This is a genomic window from Actinacidiphila yeochonensis CN732, assembly GCF_000745345.1.
Classification (GTDB): domain Bacteria; phylum Actinomycetota; class Actinomycetes; order Streptomycetales; family Streptomycetaceae; genus Actinacidiphila; species Actinacidiphila yeochonensis.
In genome coordinates, this window is record NZ_JQNR01000005.1 from 3,343,963 (window position 1) to 3,368,278 (window position 24,316).

General features: G+C 74.0%; 14 protein-coding genes. 10 read left to right on the forward strand and 4 right to left on the reverse strand.

The features are described 5' to 3' along the window. Window positions 1–4: 4 nt before the first annotated feature. Genes BS72_RS25710 through BS72_RS25725 form a run of 4 tightly spaced genes read right to left on the reverse strand, consistent with a single transcriptional unit; the run spans window position 5 to window position 4,198 of the window. Window positions 5–859 (reverse strand): NAD-dependent epimerase/dehydratase family protein, encoded by an 855-nt coding sequence (locus BS72_RS25710; RefSeq protein WP_037913969.1) that lies wholly within the window; start codon window positions 857–859, stop codon window positions 5–7. Next, window positions 859–1,770 (reverse strand): carbohydrate ABC transporter permease, encoded by a 912-nt coding sequence (locus BS72_RS25715; protein WP_078901625.1) that lies wholly within the window; start codon window positions 1,768–1,770, stop codon window positions 859–861. Before BS72_RS25715 ends, BS72_RS25710 begins: the two co-directional genes overlap by 1 nt. Further along, window positions 1,767–2,756: a carbohydrate ABC transporter permease gene (locus BS72_RS25720; RefSeq protein ID WP_232792534.1), complete on the reverse strand. Its 990-nt coding sequence runs from the start codon at window positions 2,754–2,756 to the stop codon at window positions 1,767–1,769. The genes BS72_RS25715 and BS72_RS25720 overlap by 4 nt, the downstream gene beginning before the upstream one ends. Beyond that, window positions 2,753–4,198, reverse strand: a complete 1,446-nt coding sequence (locus BS72_RS25725; RefSeq protein WP_078901626.1) for an ABC transporter substrate-binding protein — start codon at window positions 4,196–4,198, stop codon at window positions 2,753–2,755. The genes BS72_RS25720 and BS72_RS25725 overlap by 4 nt, the downstream gene beginning before the upstream one ends. 170 nt (window positions 4,199–4,368) lie before the next feature. On the opposite strand from BS72_RS25725, the gene BS72_RS25730 reads away from it, so the two are divergent. The 10 genes from BS72_RS25730 (at window position 4,369) to BS72_RS25775 (ending at window position 24,309) form a co-directional block, all read left to right on the forward strand. Continuing rightward, a complete protein-coding gene (locus tag BS72_RS25730) occupies window positions 4,369–5,199 on the forward strand; it encodes an IclR family transcriptional regulator (protein ID WP_232792535.1) in 831 nt (276 codons plus the stop codon). A 277-nt stretch (window positions 5,200–5,476) separates the two neighbouring features. Continuing rightward, the gene (locus tag BS72_RS35905) at window positions 5,477–6,760 is read left to right on the forward strand and encodes an enolase C-terminal domain-like protein (protein WP_037913971.1); all 1,284 of its coding nucleotides are present in this window, start codon (window positions 5,477–5,479) and stop codon (window positions 6,758–6,760) included. Next, window positions 6,757–7,434, forward strand: coding sequence for a ThuA domain-containing protein (locus BS72_RS35910; RefSeq protein WP_037913974.1), 678 nt, complete (start codon window positions 6,757–6,759; stop codon window positions 7,432–7,434). The genes BS72_RS35905 and BS72_RS35910 overlap by 4 nt, the downstream gene beginning before the upstream one ends. Beyond that, entirely contained in the window at window positions 7,419–8,522 is a 1,104-nt protein-coding gene (locus BS72_RS25745; RefSeq protein WP_037913976.1) for a Gfo/Idh/MocA family protein, read from the forward strand. The genes BS72_RS35910 and BS72_RS25745 overlap by 16 nt, the downstream gene beginning before the upstream one ends. Before the next feature lie 291 nt (window positions 8,523–8,813). Continuing rightward, window positions 8,814–11,900 (forward strand): alpha-mannosidase, encoded by a 3,087-nt coding sequence (locus BS72_RS25750; RefSeq protein ID WP_037913977.1) that lies wholly within the window; start codon window positions 8,814–8,816, stop codon window positions 11,898–11,900. Beyond that, window positions 11,893–12,579 (forward strand): helix-turn-helix domain-containing protein, encoded by a 687-nt coding sequence (locus BS72_RS32780; protein WP_051951695.1) that lies wholly within the window; start codon window positions 11,893–11,895, stop codon window positions 12,577–12,579. Before BS72_RS25750 ends, BS72_RS32780 begins: the two co-directional genes overlap by 8 nt. Window positions 12,580–13,042: 463 nt before the next feature. Next, on the forward strand, window positions 13,043–14,380 hold the full coding sequence (locus BS72_RS25760; RefSeq protein WP_232792536.1) for an ROK family transcriptional regulator: 1,338 nt from the start codon (window positions 13,043–13,045) through the stop codon (window positions 14,378–14,380). A 369-nt stretch (window positions 14,381–14,749) separates the two neighbouring features. Then, the gene (locus tag BS72_RS25765) at window positions 14,750–18,406 is read left to right on the forward strand and encodes a glycoside hydrolase family 3 C-terminal domain-containing protein (RefSeq protein WP_037913979.1); all 3,657 of its coding nucleotides are present in this window, start codon (window positions 14,750–14,752) and stop codon (window positions 18,404–18,406) included. A gap of 479 nt (window positions 18,407–18,885) precedes the next feature. Further along, window positions 18,886–22,887 (forward strand): glycoside hydrolase family 2 protein, encoded by a 4,002-nt coding sequence (locus tag BS72_RS39305; protein WP_037913981.1) that lies wholly within the window; start codon window positions 18,886–18,888, stop codon window positions 22,885–22,887. Between the two features lie 570 nt (window positions 22,888–23,457). Next, window positions 23,458–24,309: a glycoside hydrolase N-terminal domain-containing protein gene (locus tag BS72_RS25775; protein ID WP_037913982.1), complete on the forward strand. Its 852-nt coding sequence runs from the start codon at window positions 23,458–23,460 to the stop codon at window positions 24,307–24,309. Window positions 24,310–24,316 lie beyond the last annotated feature (7 nt).

Sequence of the window (24,316 nt, forward strand, 5' to 3'; positions counted from 1 at the left end):
GGCATCAGTTCGCTCCTTCGGTCGTCGTACGCCAGGTGCGCCGGGGGGTGAACCCCAGCAGGGCGGTGCATGCGGTGCGTTCGAAGAGCGCGGCGTGCCCGGTGACGCCGGGGCGCACGGGTACGCCGGGGTGGTGCTCGGCCATCAGCTCGGTCGAGGGGATGGCCGAAGTGGTGTCGGGCGCGGAGACGTTGACGGTGTGGGCGCCGGAAAGGTCCGCCTCCAGCGCGCGGCGGACGGTCTCCGCCGCGTCCAGGGTGTGCAGCCAGCCCCACAGGTCGTGCCGCTGCCCGGCCGGGTCGGCGGCGCAGGCGGCGAGGAAGTGCGACAGCCGCTCGCCGAGCCCGGTGAACGGCAGCCGCAGGCAGACGGTGTCCATCCCGTAGCGGCGGTGCGCGGTCCTCGCCGCCTCCTCCAGCACCAGCTTGGACAGCCCGTACGGGTCGCGGACCAGCAGCGGGTGCTCCTCGTCCAGCGGTACGTACGCGGGGGAGACCGGCACCGGCGACCAGGCCAGCCCGACCGCGGCCATGCTGGACGCCGCGACCACCCGGCGCACCCCGGCCCGGCCCGCCTCGTCCAGCACCCGGTGCGCGGTGAGGGTGTTGTGGGCGAGCAGCTCGCCGTCGTCGGGCACGTTCGGATGCGGCACGGCTCCGAGGTGGACGACCGCGTCGACGCCGGCGACGGCCTCGCGCACCAGCTCCCGGTCGCGCAGGTCGCCGGTGTGCACCCGCAGCGCGCGCGGTTCGTCCACCGGCAGCAGGTCGGTGAGGACGAGTTGGTGTCCCGCCGCGAGCAGGCGGGTGGTGACGTGGCCGCCGATGTGCCCGGCCGCGCCGGTGACGAGTACCCGCATCAGCCCTTCACCGCCCCGACCAGGCCGTTCACGAAGTACCGCTGGAGCGCGACGAAGAGCAGCAGCACCGGCACCACGACGATCAGCGCGCCGGCCATCAGCTCGTTGTAGTGCGGCACGTTCTCCGACGCGAGGGTCTGGAGGCCCAGCGGCAGCGTGAAGGTGTTGGGACTGTTCAGCGACACCCGGCTGAGGAGGTACTCGTTCCAGGTGGGGATCGCGGTCAGCAGCGCCACCGTGATCAGCGCCGGGCGGGTCAGCGGCAGGTAGATGCGGGTGAAGATGTGGAACTCGTTGGCCCCGTCCACCCGCGCGGACTCGCGCAGCTCGCGCGGCACCGCCGTGAAGGCCCCGGTCATCAGCAGGATCGACAGCGGGGCGCCGCCGTTGACGAAGGGCAGCACCAGGCCGATGTGCGTGCCCAGCAGGTGCAGCTTGTCCTCCACCAGCACGATCGGCAGCATCACGGTGACGCCCGGCACGAACAGCAGGGCCACGAAGAGCCGTTGCAGCGCCTTGCGGCCGGGGAAGTCCAGCACCGCGAAGGCGTAGCCGGCCGCGGCGTAGACGGCGAGGGTGAGCACCACCGTCATCGCGGTGACCTCGACGCTGTTGACGAAGTACCGGAGGAAGTGGAGCTGGCTCCAGGTGTGGGTGAGCGTGTGCAGGGTCGGCTGGTGCGGGATGAGGTGGCCGCCGCGCACCACCTCGACCTGGTTCTTGAACGCCGCCGACACCATCCACAGGAACGGGTAGGCGCTGACCAGCGCGTACGCGGCCAGCAGCACGCCGACCACCACCCGGGCGGTGATCCGGCGGGCGCGGAGCGCGGCGTCGCGGTCGGCCGGTGTGCGGCGGTGCGGGCCGGCTTCGCCGAGGGCGCCGGCCGGGCCGGGGGAAGTGGTCGTCATGTCCTGCTCCGCAGCACTCGGAGGTTGATCAGGGCGAGGACCAGCGCGGCCGCGAACAGCAGCCAGCCGAGCGCGCTGGCCAGCCCCAGGGTGGGCGCCAGTTGCTTGAGGAAGGCCAACCGGTAGGCCTCCAGGCCCAGCACGTTGGTGTGGTTGCCGGGGCCGCCGTTGGTCATCACCAGGAAGGTCTGGAAGCCCTGGAGGGAGTCGCGCAGGTTGAGCAGCACCACGATCGAGGTGATCGGCCGCACCAGCGGCCACACCACGGACGCGTTGGTCCGCCACCAGCCCGCGCCGTCCAGCTGCGCGGCCTCCAGCACGCTGCGGTCCACCGACTGCAGACCCGTCAGGTACATCAGCATCCCCACCGGCACCGCGCCCCACACGGTGACCGCGATCATGGTGGGCAGCGCGGTGTGCGGGTTGCCGAGCCAGCCCTGCGGCTGCGACAGCGAGCCCAGGCCGACGCTCTTGAGCAGCACGTTGATCGCGCCGTCCGGCTGGAGGATGTACTGCCAGGCGAAGAAGACGGCGATGCCGCTGGTGACGTACGGCACGAAGTAGATCGAGCGCAGCAGGGGCTGCATCCGCCGGGCGGAGTTCAGCAGCACCGCCAGCGGGAAGGACACCGCCACGGTCAGCAGCGGTACCGCGATCATCACCCACAGGGTGTGCAGCGCCGCGTCCCTGACCTCGGGCGCGTACTCGGGGTTGGCCCACAGCAGGTCCTTGTAGTTCTGCAGGCCGACCCAGTCCCAGTTCGGGGCGAAGCCGTTCCACTGGGCGAAGCTGAGCACGAGCCCGTAGCCGACGGTGTACAGGCCCATGACGGCGAAGAGCACCACGGCGGGGGCGACGAACAGGTAGCCGGACAGCGCCTCGTGGCCGCGGCGCCGGGCGGTCCGGGTGGCGGGCTGTGCCGCCGGCCGGCCGGTGCCCGGCCGGCCGGCCACCGCTGTGGTTGCGGTACGGGGCGTGGTGGTCACTTCTGCGCGTTCTTCCAGAAGGAGTTGTTCAGCTTCTCCATGTCCTTGCCGGTCTGGGCCGCGCTCTTCTGGTGCAGCGGCGTGAGGTCGGCGATGATGTCGCTCATGGAGTCCTGGTCGTAGCCGGCCGGCCGGAAGGAGTTGTCCGACGGGTCGTAGGTGTTCTCCGGGGTGCCGGCGAACGTCTTGGTCATGGCGTACAGCGTCGGGCCCATCACCGTGGCGGCGTCAGCGCCGAGTTCGGTGGAGGAGACCTCGGTGGCGGCCTTGGCGAACTGCGAGGCCACCGAGGGCTGGGCGAGGAACTTCATCCACTTCTCGGCGTCCGCCTGGTGCGTGCTGGTGGAGGTGACGGCCAGGCCGGTCAGCGCCAGCGGGCCGAGGGCGGGCTTGGGCACGGCGCCGCCGGCCGGGCCGGGGATGCCGAAGGCCAGCACGTCGTCGGGCTGCATCCCGTTCTGCTGGAGGAAGGCCAGCGTGAAGGTGCCGCCGATGTCCCACGCGGACTTGCCCTGCGCGAACGCCTGGTCGGCGCCGTCGATGTCGAGGCTCTGGGTGCCGGGCATCCAGTAGGGCTGGAGCTCGGAGTACAGGTTGAGCGCCTTGACGCCGTTGGGCGAGGCCAGGTCCTTGGCCGGGTCCTGGGAGAACAGCGCGTGGTAGTCGTCCTTGCCCAACTCGGCGAAGGCCAGCGGCTGGAAGGCCCAGGTCAGGCCGGTCGACTTCACCTTCAGGCCCAGGCTCAGCCCGCCGTTCACCGGGTCCTTGGCCTTGGTGGCCTTGAGGTCCTGGAGCCACTCCTCGTACGTGGCCGGGGCCTTGGTGATACCGGCCGCCGCCAGGGCCTTCTTGTTCCCCATGACGATGCCGAAGGTGCCGGAGGTGAAGGGCACGCTGAAGCGCTGGCCCTGCTTGACGCCGTGCGAGGTGGAGTCGGTGGGCAGCGACTCCTTGTACTTCTCTGCGGTGACGGTGCCGGACTGCTGGACGCTCGACTGGTACAGGCCGCTCCAGTCGCTGCCGACGTCGGAGGAGATGTCCTTGGAGATGCCGGCGGAGCCCAGCACCAGGTCCTCGCCGTCGGAGTGGACCTCCAGCACGTCCGGCAGGTCGTGGGTCTTCGCCGCGGCCTGCACCTTGGTGGTGTAGGCGTCGTCGGGGCCGTACACCTCGATGTTCACGGTGATGCCGGTCTGCTTCTTGAAGGCCGCCGCGGCCGCCTTCAGCCCGGCCAGGTGGGACTGCTTGAACGTCCACATGTCCAGCGTCTTCCCGCCCCCGGAGGAGCCGGAGGAGCCGCCGCAGGCCGCGACCGGGGCGAGCGCCAGGACCGTCACCACCCCCACCGCCGCCAGCCGGGCCCGCCGGGGCCTGCCGCTGCCGGTGGTACCCCTGCTGACGTCGGAAGACTCCGCGCACCGCTCCGTGAAAGGTATATGCATAGCCCCTGCCTTGAGTTCGACCGTTCAGAAGACCGAATGGCGTTGGAGTACCTGAACTTACGGCGGCATTTGATATAGCGTCAAGGCACGTGTCGTGATGAGAGTGGGCGCTGTGGCGGCGCCGAGACACGGCGCTGGGGAGTGCGGGGAGCGGAGGAACTGTGGAACCGGTGGGTGGAGCGGCACGCGGCGGCGGAGTGGCGCGCGGCGCGGAGCGAGCGGTCGAGCGCAGGCCGGAGGAGGTGAAGTCCGCGGCGCGCGCGCTGGAGGTGCTGGAACTGCTGGGCACGGACGGCGCGCGGCTGTCGCTGGCCGAGATGGCCTCGGCGATGGCCGTGCCGAAGAGCAGCCTGCACGCGATCCTGCGCACGATGGAGGCGCGCCGCTGGGTGGACGTCGACCCGTCCGGCACCCGCTACAGCCTGGGACTGAAGGCGCTGCTGACCGGCACGGCCTATCTGGAGGGGGACGACGTCACGAGCCTGGCCGGACCGGTGCTCGACGCCCTGGCCGAGGAGACCGGCGAGGCCGTCCACCTGGGCAGACTGGACGGCACCAACGTCGTCTACCTGGCCAAACGCGAGTCCCGGCACGCGCTGCGGATGTACTCCGCGGTGGGCAGGAGGCTGCCGGCGCACGCCACCGGGCTGGGCAAGGCGGTGCTGTCGCAGTACGACCCCGCCGAGGTGCAGCGGCGGTTGGACTGGCCGCTGGAGCGGCTGACCCCCAACACCGTGGTGGACCCCGACGCGTTCCTGGCGCAGCTCGCGGAGGCGCGGCTGCGCGGCTGGGCGATGGACGACGGGGAGAACTCCGCCGACATCCGCTGCGTGGCCGTCGCGCTCGGCGGCGGCCAGGGCGGGGGGCACGGCGGCGACGCGCTCAGCTGCTCGGCGCCGGTGAGCCGGATGGACGACGCGCGGGCCGAGGAGGTCGCGCAGCTGGTGACCGAGGCCGCGCACTCGCTGAGCACCCTGCTGAAGCGGCTCGGCCAGCACTGATCCCCGCGGTATGCGGCGCGCGGGGCCTGGGGCAGGGGTACGGCCCGGGGGGTGGGAGCGGTCCGGGTCGGGGCCCGGCGCCGGGCCGGGGGTGGGGCGGCGTGCGGGGGCCTGGGCTGCGCCGGCCGGGGTGTTCGCGGACGCCCGGCGCGGCAACGTTGTCAGAAGTCGCCGGGGAGCGGCACCCGGTGCCGTACGCCCCGTTGACAAATCCCGTACCGGCTCCCTACGTTCAGGAGAAGGTACGCTGTTCCGCTATCTGTACGTGGGAGTTCGCATGCCCCTGCCTGATGCCGGCCCCGCACTGCTCGCCCCCGCACCCTGGGTGGACGAGCGCGGCGCCGCCGTCCGCATCACGGCCGTCCGCACCTTCCTGACCGCCCCGCACGGCTGCCCCCACCTCGTCGTCCGCGTCGAGACCAACGACCCCGGCCTGTACGGGCTGGGATGCGCCAGCGATCCGCAGCGTACCCTCGCGGTGCGCTCGGTAATCGACGACTACGTCGCGCCGCTGCTCGCCGGCCGCGACCCCGACGACATCGACGACATCCACCGGCTGCTGCTCAACAGCGCCTACTGGCGCGGCGGTTCCATCACGGGCAACGCCCTGGGCGGGGTCGACACCGCGCTGTGGGACCTGAAGGCCAAGCGGCTCGGCGCCCCGCTGTACTCGCTCTTCGGCGGCCGGGTGCGCACCTTCGCCGAGGCGTACACGCACGTCGACGGCCTGGACGCGGCCGAGCTGGCCGACAAGGTGGCCGCCGCCCGCGAGCGCGGCTTCCGCCATGTGCGGGTGCAGGCGGCGGTGCCGGGCGCCGACACCTACGGCGCCCACGGCGGCGGCGCCGACCCGGCCGCGGTCCGCGAGCGGCGCGCCCCCTGGGACAGCGCCGGCTACCTCCGGTACGTCCCCGAGGTGCTCACCCGGGTCCGGGAACTCGTCGGCGACGACGTCGAGCTGCTGCACGACGTGCACGAGCGACTGGACCCGCGGCAGGCCCGCGAGTTCCTCCGGCGGGTGGAGGACGCGCGGCTCTACTTCGTGGAGGACCTGCTCGCGCCGGAGGACGCCCGCCACTTCAAGCGGCTGCACGACGCCTCCCCGGTGCCGCTGGCCGTGGGCGAACTCTTCCACGACCCGGCCCAGTTCACCGCCCTGCTGGCCGGACCGGACATCGACTTCGCCCGCATCCGGGTGCCCACCCTCGGCGGCCTCACCCCGGCCCGGAAGATCGCCGCGCTGTGCGAGCTGACCGGGGTGCGGCTGGCCCCGCACGGACCGGCCGACGTCAGCCCGATCGCCCAGGCGGCCACCCTGGCCATGGACATCTCCAGCCACGCGTTCGGGGTGCAGGAGGCGGCGGCCTTCCACCCCGCCGCCCACGAGGTCTACCCCGGCACCATCACCCCGTCGGACGGCGGCCTGCGCCCGCACCCCACCCCGGGCCACGGTGTGGACTTCGACGAGGCCGCCGCCCGGCGGTACCCCGTCCCCGAACCGCTCGCCCACGACCGGTGGGCCCTGCTGCGCAACACCGATGGGAGCGTGCAACGCCCGTGACGAACTCGACGGCCGCGACCGGCCGGCCCCGCCGGGCCCTGGTGGTCCGCGGCGGCTGGGAGGGCCACGTGCCCGTGGCCGCCACCGACCTCTTCATCCCGTTCCTCAAGGAGCACGGCTTCGACGTGGAGGTCTCCGACAGCCTGGACGTCTACGCCGACGCCGAACGGACCGCCGCCGCCGACCTGGTGGTCCACTGCTGGACGATGGGCGAAGCAACCCCCGAGCAGACCGCGGGCCTGGCCGCCGCGGTCCGGGCCGGCACCGGACTGGCCGGCTGGCACGGCGGGATCATCGACTCCTTCCGCGGCAACCTCGACTACCACCTGCTGACCGGTGGTCAGTTCCTGCACCACCCGCCCGGTTTCGTCGAGCACACCGTGCACGTGGTGCCCGAGCGGTCCGGCCATCCGGTGGTCGCCGGGCTGTCCGACTTCGCCGTCGACACCGAGCAGTACTGGGTGGCCACCGACCCGGACATCGACCTGCTGGCCACCACCGTCTTCCCGGCGGACGAGCGGCGCGACCACCCGGTCGCGATGCCCGCGGTGTGGACCCGGCGGCACGGCGCCGGGCGGGTCTTCGTCAGCGCCATCGGACACAAGACCGACGACTTCGACGTGCCCGAGGTGCGGGCGCTGACCGAGAGGGGACTGCTGTGGGCGAGCCGTTGAGGGTGGGGATGGTCGGTGCCGGCAAGATCAGCGGCCAGTACCTGGACACCCTGGCCCGCGACCCGGCGCTGCGGCTGACCGCCGTCACCGACCTGGACCCGGAGCGGGCCCGCGCGGCGGCCGACCGGGCCGGTGCGGCGACGGCCGCCTCGGTGGCCGAACTGGTCGCCCGCGAGGACGTCGACGCGGTGCTCAACCTGACCGTCCCGGCCGCGCACGCCGAGGTGGCGCTCGCCGCCGTCGCCGCGGGCAAGCACGTCTACGGCGAGAAGCCGCTGGCCGCCACCCGCGAGGAGGCCGCCGCGGTGCTGGCCGCGGCGCGCGGCGCCGGGGTACGGGTGGGCAGCGCGCCCGACACCGTGCTCGGCACCGGCGTGCAGACCGCCCGGCGGGCGGTCGACGAGGGCCTGGTGGGCCGCCCGGTCGCCGCCACCGCGTTCATGACCACCGCCGGCCACGAGGCATGGCACCCCGACCCGGAGTTCTACTACCGGCCCGGCGGCGGCCCGCTGCTCGACATGGGCCCGTACTACCTCTCCGCACTGGTCCACCTGCTGGGTCCGGTGGTCCGGGTGACCGGCGCCGCCTCCCGGCCGCGCGCCGAACGCGCCGTCGGCAGCGGGCCGCGCGCCGGGCAGACGTTCGCCGTCGAGGTCGACACCCACGTCACCGGGGTCCTCGAACACGCCGGCGGAGCGCTGTCGACGCTGGTGATGAGCTTCGACGTGCACGCCGCCCGGCTGCCCCGGATCGAGGTGCACGGCACGGAGGGCTCGCTGTCGGTGCCCGACCCGAACGGCTTCGACGGTCCGGTCGAACTCCACCCGGCGGGCGGCCCCTGGCAGTTGCTGCCGCCCTCGGCCGGATACGTCGGTGCCGGGCGCGGCACCGGCCTGGCCGACCTCGCGGGCGCGCTGGCCGCCGGCCGCCCGCACCTGGCCTCGGCCGCGCTGGCCGGGCACGTCCTGGACGTGATGCTGACCCTGCTCGACGCGGCGCACGCCGGCCGCACCCTCGCGGTGGAGCCCGGCGCGGAGCGGCCCGGCGCCGTGCCCGGGCTGGTGGAGCCGGCGGCCGCGCCGGCCTGAGCCCCGCCCGGCGGGCCCGGCGGGCAGGCGGTTCCGGTGGGCAGGCGGTTCCGGAAAAGGCGGTGAAGAGGGGGCGAAAAGCGACGGCGGCACACGCCGTCGTTTTTCACCGGCCGCGATGTCATGCGACTTAGTTTCCGGATCGCCCACGCAATGGCACGGAAATGCCATGACATTCGCGAACGTGCAGGTCAGTGCGGTAGTGAAAAGTCAGGAGGGATGAAGACGTTGACTTGATAACACTCATGGATTTACATGGCGGCAACCCGCTGGACAGGAAGGGCTGCCGCCATGCATGACCGGATCGCCCGCGGCGAGGAGCGGATATCCGCATTCCTCACCGGGAAGCTGCGCCCCGCGTTGTATCCGCAACGCCTGCCCATGGACGTCGGCGCCTGGCACATCCTGGGCGAGCCGGTCCCCGCCGAGGTGGCGCTGCGCGCCCCCTACGCACCCTTCGCCGTGGGCGAGCCGTGGGGCAGGCCCTGGTCCACCACCTGGTTCGAGGTCCGCGCCACCCTCCCCGAGCGGTGGGCCGGCCGCCGGGTCGAGGTGCTGGTCGACCTCGGCTCCGACGAGGCCGGCGGCCGCGCCGAGGCGCTCGTCCACGACGCCCGCGGCAACCCCGTCCAGGGCCTCCACCCGAACCTGTGCGCCGTCCCGGTCGCCGCCGCCGCGGCCGGCGGCGAGCAGGTGCGGCTGCTGGTCGAGGCCGCCGCCAACCCCCGTATCGAGGGCGCCACCGGCGCCGGCGTCCGCTACGGCGACCCGGCCACCGCCGGCGACGCCCCCCTGTACCGGCTGCGCCGGGCGGACCTGGCGGTGCGCGACGAGGACGTGTGGGGCCTGCTGCACGACATCGAGGCGCTGGACGGGCTGATGCGCGCGCTGCCCGAGGCACTGCCGCGCCGCCACGAGATCCGCGTCGCCCTGGAACGGGCCGTCGACGCCGTCGACCCCCGGGCCGTGGCCCGTACCGCCGCCCTCGCGCGTACGGTCCTCGCCCCGGTGCTGAGCCGCCGTGCCCACGACTCCGCGCACACCCTGGCCGCCGTGGGCCACGCGCACATCGACTCCGCCTGGCTGTGGCCGGTGCGGGAGACCGTCCGCAAGTGTGCCCGGACCTTCAGCACCATGGCCGCCCTCGCCGAGGAGTACCCCGGGCTGGTGGTCGCCGCGTCCTCCGCGCAGCACTACGCGTGGGTCAAGGAGCACCACCCGCACGTCTTCGAACGGGTCCGGAAGGCCGTCGCGGCCGGCACCTGGGCGCCGGTCGGCGGCATGTGGGTGGAGGCCGATATCGAACTGCCGGGCGGCGAGGCGCTGGTACGGCAGTTCACGCACGGCCGGCGGTTCCTCCGCGACGAACTCGGCGTCGACGCCGAGGGGGTGTGGCTGCCCGACGCCTCCGGCGGCTCCGCGGCCTTCCCGCAACTGGCCGCGCTCGCCGGCGCGTCCTGGGTGCTGACCCGCCGCCCGGACCCGGGCGCCGCCGACGCGCCGCCGCACCACACCTTCCACTGGGAGGGCATCGACGGCACCCGCGTCCTCACCCACCTGGCCCCCGGCGGGGAGTCGGGCAGCACCCTGACCGGTGGCGAACTGGCTGACAACGTTGCCGAGTTCGCCGACAAGGGGACGGCGACCGCGTCGCTGCTGCCGTTCGGCCGACCCGACGGCGGCCCGGACCGCGCGATGCTGGAACGGGCCGGCCGCTACGCCGACCTGGACGGCTCCCCCCGGGTGGTGCCGACCACGCCGGCCGCCTTCTTCCGCGAGGCCGAGCGGGAGAACCCCCACCCGCCGGTGTGGCGAGGTGAGTTGGACCTCACCCCGCACCGCGGCAGCTACACCAGCCAGGCCCGCACCAAGCGCGGCAACCGGCGCAGCGAGGTGCTGCTGCACGAGGCCGAGCTGTGGTCGGCCACCGCCGCCGTCCGGCACGGAATCCCCTACCCGTACGACGAGTTGGACCGGCTGTGGAAGCTGGTGCTGCTCCAGCAGTGCCACGACATCCTGCCGGGCACCTCGATCGCCTGGGTGCACCAGGAGGCCGAGCAGGCCCACCGCGACGCGCAGCGGCGGCTGGAGCGGCTGGTGCGGCGGGCCGTCGGCGACCCGGACGGCTCGGTGGTGCTCAACCCCGGCCCCCGGGACCGCCGTGAGGTGGTGGTGCTCGCGGCCGGAGCCGGCCCGCGGCCCGCCGGCCAGCGGCTCGCCGACGGGCGCACCGCCGTACTGGCCGAGGCGCCGGCGCTGGGCGCCGGGCGGGCGGGCCTGCCGCTCGACGGCCTGCCGCCGGTCACCGCCGAACCCCGCGACGGCGGCTTCGTCCTCGACAACGGGCTGCTGCGGGTGCGGATCGACGCGGCCGGCCTGGTCCGGTCCGCCGTCCATCTCGCCTCCGGCCGCGAGGCCGTGGCGCCCGGCGGGGCCGGCAACCTGCTCCAACTCCACCGCGACCACCCGGCCGGCTGGAGCGCGCTCCACCTCGACCCGCGCGCGCCGCGCGACCTGGACGCCGCCGAGCGGGTCGAGCTGCGCGAGTGCGGGCCCCTGCTGGCCACCGTCCGGGTGGTGCGCACCACCGGCCGGTCCGTCATCGTCCAGGACCTCACCCTCACCGCGGGCGGCCCCGCGCTGAGCGTCGACACCGAGATCGACTGGCGGGAGCAGGACACCGTCCTCAAGGCCGCCTGGGAGCTGGACGTGCACGCCGCGCACAGCACGGCCGAGACCCAGTTCGGCCACGTCACCCGGCCCACCCACGACAACTCCGGTGCGGACGGCGGCTGCCGGGAGGCGGCCGCGCAGCGCTGGGTGCACGTCGGCGAGCACGGCTTCGGAGTGGCGCTGGCCGCCGACACCGGCTACGGCTACGACACCGCGCGCCGCACCCGGCTCGACGGCGGCACCACCACGGTGGTCCGCAGCACCCTGCTGCGGGCCCCGCACAGCCCCGACCCGCACGCCGACCGCGGCCAGCACCGCTTCCGGCACACGCTGCGGCCCGGTGCCGATGTCGGCGACGCCGTCGCCGAGGGCTACGCCGTCAACCTGCCGCTGCGGCCGGGCCCGGACAGGCCCGCCCCGGAGCCGCCGCTGGTGCGCGTCGACCACCCCGACGTGGTGGTGGAGACGGTCAAGCTCGCCGACGACCGCGGCGGCGACGTCGTGGTGCGGCTGTACGAGTCACGTGGCGGCCGGGTCCGCACCACGCTCAGCGCGGACTTCCCGCTCGCCGCCGTCGAGGAGACCGACCTGATGGAGGAACCGCTGGTGAGCCGCGTCCCCGGTGAGCCGCTGACGCTGCGGCCGTTCCAGATCCTCACGCTGCGGCTCACCCCGGGCACCACCGGGGAGGCCGGCCGTGGCTGAACAGGAGCTGCCGGAGCTGGACCTGCTGGCCCGCTGGGCCGGCGGCGGCGGACCGCTGGCGGTGCGCGCGCAGGTGGTGCTGCTGGCCGCCGAGGGGCTGCGGGACGCTGAGATCGCCCGGCGGCTCGGGGTGTCCCGGCAGACCGTCGGCACCTGGCGGCACCGCTGGCAGAGCGCCGGGCTGGCCGGCCTGGAGCAGCGGCCGCGCACCGGACGGCCGGCCACCGTCGACGAGGCCGAGGTGGTCACCCGGGCGCTGCTCGCCCCCGGCGGCTCCGGCGCCAGCCGGGCCATCGCCCGCGAACTCGGCCTGTCGCACGCCACGGTGGCCGCGATCCGGCGCCGCTGGGGTCTGACCGGCGAGGGCGCGCGCGGCCCCCGGGTGCCGACCCGGCCGCCGCTGCCCGGCGCCGACGTGTGGGTGATGGGCCTGCACGCCGACGCCCGGCGGGCGGTGCTGCTGGCCGGCACCCGCGCGGACCCGGCGCCGCGGGCGGCGGTCGCCTCGGTCATCGGGGAGGACGTGCTCGACGGGCTGACCGAGGCGATGGAACGGCTCCGCGACGCCGCTCCGGCGTGCGCGGAGGCGGCGGTCCCGGCCGGGGCGGGGGCCGCCGCCCTGGTACCCGCGTACGGCGGCGCCGCGTACGGCGGCTGGGAGGGGCGGCGGCCGCGGTGACCCGGGCGCGGAGCGGGTCGGCGGCCGACCGTTGGCCGGGCCGGTCCGGGCCGGGGGAGACCGACGGGGCGGAGCACGGCGGGGCCGGCGGTGGCGGGCTCGCCGCGTTCCTGGCCGAGGCCGCCGCCCGCCACCCCGGTATCGCGCTGCACGCGGTGACGCTGTGGGGCGACCCCGAGGCCCCCGAGGACCCCGGGGGCGCCGAGGACCCCGGGGGCGCCGACGCGCCCGCCGCGTCCCGGACGGCCGCCCGCGCGTTGGCCGGCGCCGCGGCCGGAAGGCCGGGCCCCGCCCGGGAGTCCGCGCCCGCCGTGCCGGCCGCCGGGGGACCCCGACCGCCGGCGCCCCGCCGGCCCGGCACGCGCTGCCGGCCAACGCCTCCTGGCGCAGCTTCGTCCGGGCCCTGGCCGCGCTGGACAGCACCAGCCACCCGGAGTCCTCCCGGCGCGTCTACCTGGACCTGGTGGCGGCGCTCGGCCGACCGGGCACCTCCGTGCGGTGGCTGCGCGAGAGCGTGGCGGGCCTGGTGCGCGGCGCGCCGGAGCACGCGGGGGCGGAGCAGGCCGGGACAGCCGGGCAGCGCGCGGCGTCCAGCGGCGCCAACCAGCTCGACCTCGGCTCGTTCAACGAGTGCGTGGTGATCGAGTCGGTGCGGCTGGCCGGGTCCACCACCAGGGGGGAGATCGCGCACCGCACCGGCCTCACCCAGCAGTCCGTCTCCCGGATCGCCCGCTCGCTGATCGACCGGGGCATCCTCGTCGAGGACGCGCAGCGCCGGGCCACGTCGGGCAAGCCGCGCACCCCGGTCCGGCTGTGCGGCACCGCGGCGCACGCGCTCGGCCTGCACATCGACCCCGAGGTGCTGACGGCGGTGGTGATCGACCTCGACGGGGCGATCGTGTGCACCGCCACCCGGCCGGTGGACGCCGGGACCGGCCCGTCCGAGTCGGTGGCGCAGATCGTGGCGCTGGCCCGGGAGGCGCTGGAGAAGGCGCAGGGCGCGGTGCCGGAGGAGGGGTTCCTGGGGATCGGCGTCGCGGTCCCGGGGCCGGTGGACATCGCCTCCGGGACGGTGCTGGGGCCGCCGCTGATGTCGGCGTGGAACGACCTGCCGCTGCTCTACCTGCTCAAGGACCACTTCCCCTGCCCGGTGACGATCGAGAAGGACTCGCTGGCCGCGGCGGCGGGGGAGCGGTGGATCGGCCGCGACCGCCGGGCCCGTGACTTCGCCTACCTCTACCTCGGCACCGGCGTCGGCTCCGGCCTCTACCTCAACGGCGACCTCTACCGCGGAGTGAGCGCCAACGCGGGGGAGTTCGGCCAGCTGTGCGCGATATCCCTGGGCCGCACCGCGCCCGACGGGCGCCCCGCGATGGTGCCCGAGTGCAACCCCCCGTCGTCCGTACCGGAGTTCGCGACCCGCGCCGGCCTGCGGCCGTCCCTGGCGGCGCGCGGCAGCACCGCCGCGTACCAGGAGGTGGCGCGGGCCGCGGCGGCCGGCGACGCCGCCGCGGCCGCCGCGCTGCGGGAGGTGGCCGGCGCGGTCGGACGCGGCGCGCTGGGCCTGGTCGACCTGCTCGACATCGACCTCATCGTGCTGGGCGGCCCGTTCTTCACCGAGGACACCGCGGCCTTCTACCTGGAGGAGATCCACCGGGTGGTCAACGAGTTCCCCACCGCCCGGCGGCTGCGCCGGGTCGAGGTCGAGCCGTCCGTGCTCAGCGCCGAGGCCGCCGCGGTGGGCGCCGCCTCGACCATCTTCCACGCCACCTTCACCCCCAGGCTGCGCCCGCGGGGCTGAACCCGGCAGCCCGGAGCGGCTGAACGCGACCCCACCCGCCGGAGCCCCGTCCTGGCGGAGCCCGTCCTCCCGGCGGAACCCCGCCTCCTGGTGGAACGCGCCGCCGCCCGGCCGGGCGCGCCGTCCAGTGCCGCCGGTCCGGGCCGACGCGGGGATCGGCGGAGGCCACGCGTCTTCAAGACACCTCGGCGAGGAGCCGTTTTGCCGCCATCGCGCAAAACTGTCGAACGAAGTCGTGTCATGGCTCTTGACTGGCTGTCAAACCTGACAACAAACTGCCGAACTGAAGAACCAATGACCCTTAGTTTCTTCAGACTTGCACCAAAGTTACGTACTGCTTGAGAACGTTCCACGGACGACGGAGGCAGGATGGACAAGCGAAAGCGCAGGCAGGCGGGGCTCGCCGCCGCGTGCGCGCTGGTGTGCGCACTGGGGCTCACCGCGACCGCCGGCGGCACCGCGCTGGCACAGGCGTCGACGGTCGCGGCGGCCACGCCGATCTACCTCGACACGAGCTACTCGTTCCAGGAGAGGGCCGCCGACCTGGTCTCCCGGATGACCCTCCAGGAGAAGGTGCAGCAGCTCTCCACCAACAGCGGGCCGGCCATCCCCCGGCTGGGCGTCCAGCAGTACACGTACTGGAGCGAGGGCCAGCACGGCGTCAACAGCCTCGGCGCGGACCAGAACAACGGCGGGGCGCAGGGCGGTGTCCACTCCACCACCTTCCCGACGAACTTCGCGTCGTCCATGTCCTGGGACAAGGACCTGATGTACCAGGAGAGCACCGCGATCTCCGACGAGGCCCGCGGCTACGTGGACAAGTCCCTCTTCGGTACCGGGCAGAACAACCTCGGCCCGTCCGCCGACGACTACGGCGACCTCACCTACTGGGCGCCCACCGTCAACCTCGACCGCGACCCGCGCTGGGGCCGCACCGACGAGGCGTTCGGCGAGGACCCGTACTTCACCGGGCAGATGGCCGGCCAGTTCATCGACGGCTACGAGGGCAACAACCAGGACGGCACCTCGCAGACCGGCTACCTCAAGGTCGCGGCCACCGCCAAGCACTACGCCCTCAACAACGTCGAGGACAACCGCACCGGCATCAGCTCCAACACCAACGACACCGACCTGCGCGACTACTACACCGCGCAGTTCCGCGACCTGATCGAGCAGGCCCACGTGGCCGGCCTGATGACGTCGTACAACGCCATCAACGGCACCCCGTCCAGTGCGGACACCTACACCACCAACGAACTCGCCCAGCGCACCTACGGGTTCAACGGCTACATCACCTCCGACTGCGGCGCCGTCGGCACCGCGTGGCAGCAGTTCCCCGGCGGCCACGACTGGGCCCCGCCCGGCTGGACCACCGACCACAAGTCGAGCAACCCGACGTGGACCAACACCGCGACGGGTACCACCGTGCCCGGCCAGGCCGGCGCCGAGGCCTACACCCTGCGGGCCGGCACCGACCTGAACTGCACCGGTGACGAGGCCACCACCGCCAACGTCGACGCCGCCATCAAGGCCGGCGTGCTCAGCGAGGGCGTCATCGACACCGCGCTGGTCAAGGTCTTCACCATCCGCATGGAGACCGGTGAGTTCGACCCGGCGAGCAAGGTGAAGTACACCCAGATCACCAAGGACCAGATCGAGTCGCCGGCCCACCAGGAGCTGGCCGCCAAGGTCGCCGACAACTCCCTGGTGCTGCTGCGCAACAACAAGCGGACCTCGGGCGGCGGCGCGCTGCTGCCGGTGGACCCGGCGAAGGCCAAGAAGGTCGTCATCCTCGGCGACATGGCCAACACCGCCACGCTCGGCCTGTACTCCGGCCAGCCGGACCACACGACCAGCCCCGTCCAGGGCATCGAGAACGAGGTGCACGCCGCCGACCCGACCGCCTCGGTGGTCTACGACGCGGCCGGCACCTCCTCGACCGCCACCGGCGCGGCCGTGCTCAGCGACAAGACCAAGGCCGACATCGCCGCCGCCGACCTGGTCGTCGTCTTCGTCGGCACCAACCAGAGCAACGCCGACGAGGGCAAGGACCGGGCCAGCCTCAAGATGCCCGGCAACTACGACTCGCTGATCGACCAGACCGCCGCCCAGGGCAACGACAACATCGCCCTGGTGATCCAGTCCGACGGCCCGGTCACCCTCGACGACACCGTGCAGAAGGCCGACTCGCCGGTCTCCTCGATCGTCTTCAGCGGCTACAACGGCCAGGCCCAGGGCACCGCCCTGGCGGACGTGCTCTTCGGCAAGCAGAACCCGTCCGGGCACCTCAACTTCACCTGGTACAAGGACGACTCGCAGCTGCCGGACAAGCAGAACTACGGCCTCACCCCGGCCGACACCGACGGCCTCGGGCGCACCTACGAGTACTTCACCGGCACCCCGGACTACCCGTTCGGCTACGGCCTGAGCTACACCGGCTTCACGTACTCGAACATCACCGTCAACAAGGACCAGGTCTCCGCGGACGGCACCGTCAAGGTGACCGCCGACGTGACCAACACCGGCTCCACCGCCGGCGCCACCGTCGCGCAGCTCTACGCGGCCACCCAGTTCAAGGTGGCCGACACGCAGCTGCCGCAGGAGCGGCTGGTCGGCTTCGCCAAGACCAAGGTGCTCAAGCCCGGCAAGACGCAGCACGTGGCGATCAAGGTCAACATCGCCGACCTGTCCTTCTGGGACGCGGACTCCGCGAAGGAGGTCGTCTACGACGGCACCTACGCGTTCCGGCTCGGCGCCGACTCCGCCGACCCGGCCGGCACCGCCAAGGTGAAGGTCACGGGCAACCTGACGCCCAAGGTCCAGGACGTCACCGTGCAGCCGGAGAACGTCGTGCTCGCCGCCGGCGACTCCTTCAGCCTCACCGGCAAGAACAAGTGGATCAAGGACGACACCGACCACTCCCAGGAGCAGCGGGACACCGCGATCACCGCTGACAACGTCGTGGAGGCGGTCAACAACGACGAGTCCTTCGTCGACCTGAAGACCACGAAGGTCACCTACAAGAGCAGCGACACGAAGGTCGCCAGCGTCGACAAGGACGGCACCGTGCACGCGGTCGCCGACGGCGTGGCATCCATCTCCGCGACCGTGGGCGGCGTCACCGGCTCCGCGCCCATCGTGGTGCGCAACACCTCGACGATCGACGCCCCGCCGATCGCCGAGGCCGGCAGCACGCTGACCGCCACCACCTCGTACACCAACGGCAGCACCACGTCGGTCAGCGGTGTGAGCACCGGCCTCACGGCGCCCGACGGCTGGAACGTCCAGGCCACCACCCCGGCCGACTTCGGCACCGTGGCCCCCGGCCAGAAGGTCACCACCACCTGGCAGGTGTCGGTCCCGGCCGGCACCGCCCCGGCCTCGTTCGAGCTGGACGCCACCACCACCGCCCCCACCGGCAGCTACACCGCGAGCGCCCCGGTCACCGTGCCGTACGCCTCGGTGACCGCCGCCTACGGCAACTCGGCGATCAGCAACGACAGCAACACCAAGACCGGCAGCCTCGACGGTGAGGGCGCCAGCTTCTCCAACCAGGCGCTCCAGGCGGCCGGTTGGACGCCCGGTCAGTCCACCGTCCACGACGGGGTCTCCTTCCCGTGGCCGGCCAGCGCAGGCACCGGCGCCCCGGACAACGTGGTGGCCGGCGGCCAGGCCATCGACATCACCGGCAGCGGCTCCAAGCTCGGCTTCGTCGGCGCCAGCGCCTTCGGCGCGACCTCGGGTACCGGCACCGTCGTCTACACCGACGGCACCACCCAGTCGTACTCCCTGGCCATCGCCGACTGGTGGTCCGGATCGGCCTCGCAGGGCAGCGACATCGCCGCGAGCCTGAGCTACCTCAACAACAGCGGAGGCCAGCAGAACCAGACCGTCCACATCTACGCGGCCACGGTGAACCTGCTCCCCGGCAAGACCGTGAAGGCCATCACCCTGCCGAACGTCAGCCAGGGCGTGGTCGACCACCAGGTCGCCATGCACCTCTTCTCCATCGCCATCGGCGGCTGACGGCAGCCTCCCGTACGACCAAGCGCGGCCGGCCGCACGCCACGCGGCCGGCCCCGCCCGGGGCCCGCCACAGCCCCGCCGCACGACCGGGCCCGGCCCCGCACCCCGCGGGGCCGGGCGCCCCGCCCGCCCGGACACCGTCCGCCGCGCCGCCCGGCCTTCCGGCCGGACCCGCCCTGCCACCGTCGTGCGCCGCCCTGCCACCGCCGTGGCTCCCCGTTCCTCCCCGCGGCGCCTCCGGGCCGCGCCCGCGTCCGCCGGCGGCCCGCCCCGCCGCGCCGCCGGGCCCCGGCCGGCCCCCGCACCGCGGCGCCGGCCCACCCGTACCCGTGCGGCCCACCCGCACCCCCGCGCACCTCCACCCGGCCGTACCGGCCACCGCGCCCCCGCGGCACGGCCGCTCCCGTACGCCCGCCATCCCCTCGCGCCCGCCACCGCCCGTACTGCGGCGCACCCTCGCGGTGCCCACGGAAGGAACCATGAACCCCCAGCAGCCGAGCAGTTCCGCGCTCGTCCCCACCCGCCGCCAGGTACTCACCACCGCCGCGGCCACCGCCGCCGCGCTGGCCGTGCAGCGGCTGGGCACCGCCCAGGCCGCACCCGGCGGTGCCGCCGCCGCGCCGCGCTCCGGCGGCTCCCGCGTCCTGGCCTCCCTCAACGGCACCTGGGACTTCCAGCCCGCCGCCGCGGGCGCCGCCTACCCGCCGCCGGACAGCGGCTGGGCCGGCATCCCCGTGCCGGCGGAGTGGAACATGGACTCCGGCCCGTTTGCCACCGACTGGCACGCCTACGACGTGTTCGACACCCCGGCCGACTGGAACAGCGCCGACACGGCCTGGTACCGGCGCACCTTCACCGTGCCCGCCGCGGAGCGCGGCCGGCGGATCGTGCTGGGCTTCGAGGCCGTCAACTTCGAGGCCACCGTGTACGTCAACGGCACGCAGGTCGCCCACCACCTCGACGGCCTGCTGCCCTTCGAGGCCGACGTCACCGACCAGATCGTCTTCGGCCGCTCCAACACCGTCCACCTGCTGGTGCGTTCGCCCGGCGCCGCGGCCCGCCAGTCCGACGGCTACCACCACCCGGCTGGCTCCTGGTGGGGCCAGGAGGCGGCCGGCATCTGGCAGGACGTGTGGCTGCTCGCCCGCGACACCGTCTCCGTCGCCGACACCGCCGTCGTCACCTCCGTCACCGACGGCCGGCTCACCGCCACCACCCGGCTGCGCAACGACTCGGCCGCCGACGCCACCGTCACCGTCGACCACACCGTCTGGGACGGCCCCCGCCAGGTCATGCGGCTCAGCCGCCGGGTCACCGTGCCGGCCGGCGGCACCGCCACCGTCGAGGAGCAGGCGGCCTGGACGCACCCGCGGCTGTGGAGCCCCGCTGACCCGCACCTGTACGAACTGCGCGTCGACGTCCGCTCCTCCGCCACCGGCCCGGTCCGCGACTCGGCCACCGAGCGGTTCGGCTTCCGCGAGGTCACCGTCGACGGGCCCGCCCTGCTGCTCAACGGCGAACCCCAGCTGCTGCGCGGCGACTCCTGGCACTACATGGGCTCGGTCCAGAACAGCCGCGCCTACGCCGAGCTGTGGATGCGGATGGCGATGGCGGCCGGCGTCAACTACATGCGGCTGCACGCCATGCCGTACCCGCCCGTCTACTACGACGTCGCCGACGAGCTCGGCATGCTGATCGTCGGCGAGTCCGGCATCTACGGCTCCTCCGGCAACTACGCCCTGAACGCCGACGACTTCTGGGCCAACTGCGCCACCCACCTCACCGACCGGGTGCTGCGCGACCGCAACCACCCCTCGATCATCGCCTGGAGCGCGGAGAACGAGATGCTGGCCGCCTTCGGCCAGAGCTGGTCGGCGAAGGTCGCCACCCTCAAGCGGCCGGTCCTCGCCCAGGACACCACCCGGCCGGTCTACTTCGAGGGCGACGGGGACCCCGAGGGCGCCGGCGACCTGCGCAGCACCCACTACCCGCTGGAGATCACCTCCGGCAGCACCGCCATCCCGGAGAGCGCCCGCGCGCTCGCCCCCGGCCAGTCCCGGGGCACCGAGTGGGACCGCCAGAAGCCCTTCCTCATCAGCGAGTTCAGCTCCATGTACTACGCCAACCCGTCCGACGTCAGCGCGGTCGGCGGCCCCGCCGTCTACGCCGGCCTCGACGGCCTGTGGAGCGCGCACGCCCTCACCCTGCGCGCCCAGATCGAGGGCTTCCGGTACGCGGGGATCACCGCCATCTCCCCCTGGAACACCGTCTGGTACGGCATGGAGCCGCTGCCGTTCGACGGCACCTCCGTCCCGGCCCGCGACCCCGAGGGCTCCGGGCCGGTGCTGCGCCGGGTCGGCCCGTTCGCCGCGACCCTCAACCCGGGCTTCCAGCGCGGCCTGCCCGCCTACCGGCCCAACCCGATCCACGACGCCGTGGTCCGGGTCTTCCAGCCGGTCGCCGCGCTCGCCATGGACTACCGCACGCACTACGCGGGCGGCAGCACCCTCAGCAAGGACCTGATGGTGTGCAACGACACCGCCCGGCAGGCCGCGCTGACGGTGTCCTGGACGCTCAAGGGCCAGGGCCTGCCCACCCGCAAGGGCTCCGCGCGCACCACCGTGGCCGCCACCGGCCGGGCCACCGTGACGGCGCGACTCGCGCTGCCGGCCGTCCGGAAGAAGACCGCGGCCACGCTGCGGATCTCCGTCACCGGTGACGGCGCCGGCTTCACCGACGAGCTCCCGCTCACCCTCCACCCGGCGCCCGCCGCCAAGCTCGGCACCCCGCTGAAGGCGGCCGTGCTGGAGGGCGCCGGCGGCTCCGCCACCACCGCCGCGCTGACGGCACTGGGCGTCACCGCCCGCGCCCTCGGCGACCTCGGCACGCTGCCCGACCCCGCCTCCGGCGAGGTGCTGGTGATCGCCGAGGGCGCCGACCCGTCCGTGGACGGCACGGCCGGCACCGCGGTCGCCGCGTTCGTCCAGGGCGGCGGCCAGGTGCTGGTGCTGGCCCAGAGCACCTTCCCGCAGGTGCTGCCGTGGCCGCAGTTCACCGTCGGCAGCTCGCAGACCGTCACGCACGTCGCGGCGCCGAACCACCCGGTGCTCGCCGGTATCGGCGCCGACGACCTGCGCTGGTGGCACACCGACAACGAGATCGTGGTCTCCACCCTGCTGCTCAAGCCGCGCTTCGGCAGCCTGCTCTCGCTGGCCGACGGCGGACCGGCGCTGGCCGCCTCCGCGCTGGCCGAGGCCCGCTTCGGCAAGGGCCGCTACCTGATGTGCCAGTACCCGGTGGTGTCCGCCCAGGCCGACGAGCCGGTCGCCGACGCGCTGCTGCGCAACCTGCTGCGGTACGCGGCCGCCCCGGCCCCGGCCACCGGGCGGTTCGGGGTGCTCGCCGCCGACCCGGCCGGCGCCGCCGCGACCACCCTCAAGGCGGCCGGCGCCGACCTCACCGCGCTCACCACGGTGGACGCCGCCGCGCTGGCCGCGCTGGACGTGCTGCTGGTGGACGCCTCGGCCGGCAACGACGCCGCGCTGGCCTCACTGAAGGCCGCCGCCTCCGACGTCACCGGCTGGATCGAGGCCGGCGGCACCCTGTGGGTCAACGGAGCCACCCCGGACACGCTGCCCGCCGTGGCCGCGTTCCTGCCCAAGGGCGCGTCGCTGTCCGCGGTGGACGCCACCCACCAGCACGGTGCCGTCGTCACCGGCGACTCGCCGCTCACCGCCGGGCTCAGCAACGCCGACCTGGACTGGCCGGGCGCCGGCAGCACGCTGGTGACCAGCACCGTCACCGCCAAGGGCGGCACCGGCGCGGTGGCCACCCGGGCGGTGGACTGGAGCCAGTTCACCGCCGGCAACGAGCAGACCAAGTACGGCAAGGCCGCGCACAGCGCCGTCGGCTTCACGGCCGGCACCGCGCTGTGGCACGGACCGCTCGGCAAGGGAACGGTCGTCGTCGACCAGCTGCTGTGGCCGGTGAAGACCGCGCTGCCCGCCCAGGTGGGACTGGCGGCCGCGCTGGCAGCCAACGTCGGCGCCGCCTTCGCCGCGGGCTCCGGCTCCGGCCAGCTGCCCACCTCCGGGTGGAAGGGCTTCACCAACCCGGCGAGCAGCAACCCGGCCAACGCCTTCGACCGCAACCCCAGCACCCGCTGGAGCACCGACACGCTCCGCGAGCCGGGCATGTACTACGGCCTGGACCTCGGCGCCGAGCACACGATCGACAAGATCATCTGGGACGCCTCCGCCTCCAGCGGCGACTGCCCCAGCGCCGCCGACCTCCAGGTCTCCACCGACAACTCCACCTGGACCACGGTGCTCAGCCTCGCCGACACCTCCCCGTACACCACGGGCGGCGTCATGACGCTGAGCTTCGACCCGGTGGCCGCCCGCTACCTGAAGGTGGTCAACACCAAGGCCGGCGGGCTGTACATGTCGGTCCACGAGATCTACGTGTACGCCGTGCGGTAGCCGCCGGCCCGCCCGACGGCAGTAGCCGGCCGCCCGCACCCCGTGCCACCGGGGTGCGGGCGGCCGGCTCAGCGGCATGCCCGGGGACGGAGGGCCGACGGCCGGGAGCGGCCCGCTGCGGCCGCGGCATCGGCGACAGGCGTCCCGGTCACCGAACAGTCGTCGGATGTCTCTGGGGGGAGATGCTGCGCGCACTCTTTACATGGGTCGGGTGTGGTCATATAAAGGTCCGGACATCGGATGTCTTGCCGACTAGTGACGTCCGTGTGGACCGGTCGGGAAGCGCTACGGGACGGCGCTTCCCGACGCGTCCGCCGTGTCGCCCCGCCCCGCCACGCCGCTCCCGCGCCACCCCGACGTCCGTGCCCGCCCGCACCCGCCGTACCCGCCTGCGCCAACCGCACCCGCCCGTAGCGCCCGCACCCCGCACGGCCCGCACCCGCCTGGCCCGTGAAGCCGCTCCGCCCGCAGCTCCGCCACCGCCACCGCCACCGCCCTCGTGCCCACCCGGGCGCCGCTCCCGGCCCCGCGCCCACGGTCCTTGCAGCCGAAGCCAGTTGAGGAGTCGTCATGAGCAGACTCGACCGAAGAGACTTCCTGCAGATCGCCGGCGGCGCCGCAGCCGTCGGCGCGCTGCCGCTCGCCGCCGCCGCGCCCGCCGCCGCCTCGGAGGGCGGACCCGCCGCGAGCCGGAACGCCCACGGCGGCCGGGCCGGCCGCGGCGGCGCCCCGAAGGACGACGCCCCGCGCACGGCCGTCAGCACCTCCTGGACGGAGAACTGGGAGAGCGGCTTCATCACCGGCAACGGCAACCTCGGCGCCGTGCTCTACGGCCGCCCCGAAGCCCCCACCGTGCTGGTGAACCACAACCGGCTCTACACCTCGCAGTACCCGCCCGAGCAGCGCACCATCGCGGAGACCGCCGCGTATCTGCCGCAGATCCGGCAGATGATCCAGGAGCAGGGCTACACCGCCATGCTCGACTGGTCCTTCGCCCAGTCCACGGCGCACGGCCTGGCCCCCGACGAGTCCATCGACTACCATCCCGGGCTCTTCCTCACCGGCGCGCTCACCGGCGCCGACCAGGCCACCGGCTACCAGCGCACCGAGAACTTCGAGACCGGCGAGGTCACCACCACCTGGCAGGGCAGCGCCGGCACCTTCACCACCCGGGCGTTCGCCTCGCGCCCGGACAACGTTGTCGTCTACACCGTTGAAGGCCCCGGCCGGGGCGCCCTGGACGCCGTCTTCACCCTCGGCCCCGTCGGCACCGGCCTCATCACCCCCGGCCCCGCCCACGGCACCGACTGGATCGGCTTCCACAACCTCTACGCCCCGGGCAACGGAGGCTACGACGGCGTCATCCGGGTCGCCACCACCGGCGGCACGGCGACCACCGACGACACCACCATCACCGTCTAGGGCGCCG

What these genes read in the sequence shown, in the direction of transcription:
- BS72_RS25725 (WP_078901626.1), bottom strand. Translation starts at nt 4,198, where the DNA reads ATGCATATACCTTTCACGGAGCGGTGCGCGGAGTCTTCCGACGTCAGC.
- BS72_RS25715 (WP_078901625.1), bottom strand. Translation starts at nt 1,770, where the DNA reads ATGACGACCACTTCCCCCGGCCCGGCCGGCGCCCTCGGCGAAGCCGGC.
- BS72_RS25750 (WP_037913977.1), top strand. Translation starts at nt 8,814, where the DNA reads ATGCATGACCGGATCGCCCGCGGCGAGGAGCGGATATCCGCATTCCTC.
- BS72_RS35905 (WP_037913971.1), top strand. Translation starts at nt 5,477, where the DNA reads ATGCCCCTGCCTGATGCCGGCCCCGCACTGCTCGCCCCCGCACCCTGG.
- BS72_RS39305 (WP_037913981.1), top strand. Translation starts at nt 18,886, where the DNA reads ATGAACCCCCAGCAGCCGAGCAGTTCCGCGCTCGTCCCCACCCGCCGC.
- BS72_RS25765 (WP_037913979.1), top strand. Translation starts at nt 14,750, where the DNA reads ATGGACAAGCGAAAGCGCAGGCAGGCGGGGCTCGCCGCCGCGTGCGCG.
- BS72_RS25710 (WP_037913969.1), bottom strand. Translation starts at nt 859, where the DNA reads ATGCGGGTACTCGTCACCGGCGCGGCCGGGCACATCGGCGGCCACGTC.
- BS72_RS25775 (WP_037913982.1), top strand. Translation starts at nt 23,458, where the DNA reads ATGAGCAGACTCGACCGAAGAGACTTCCTGCAGATCGCCGGCGGCGCC.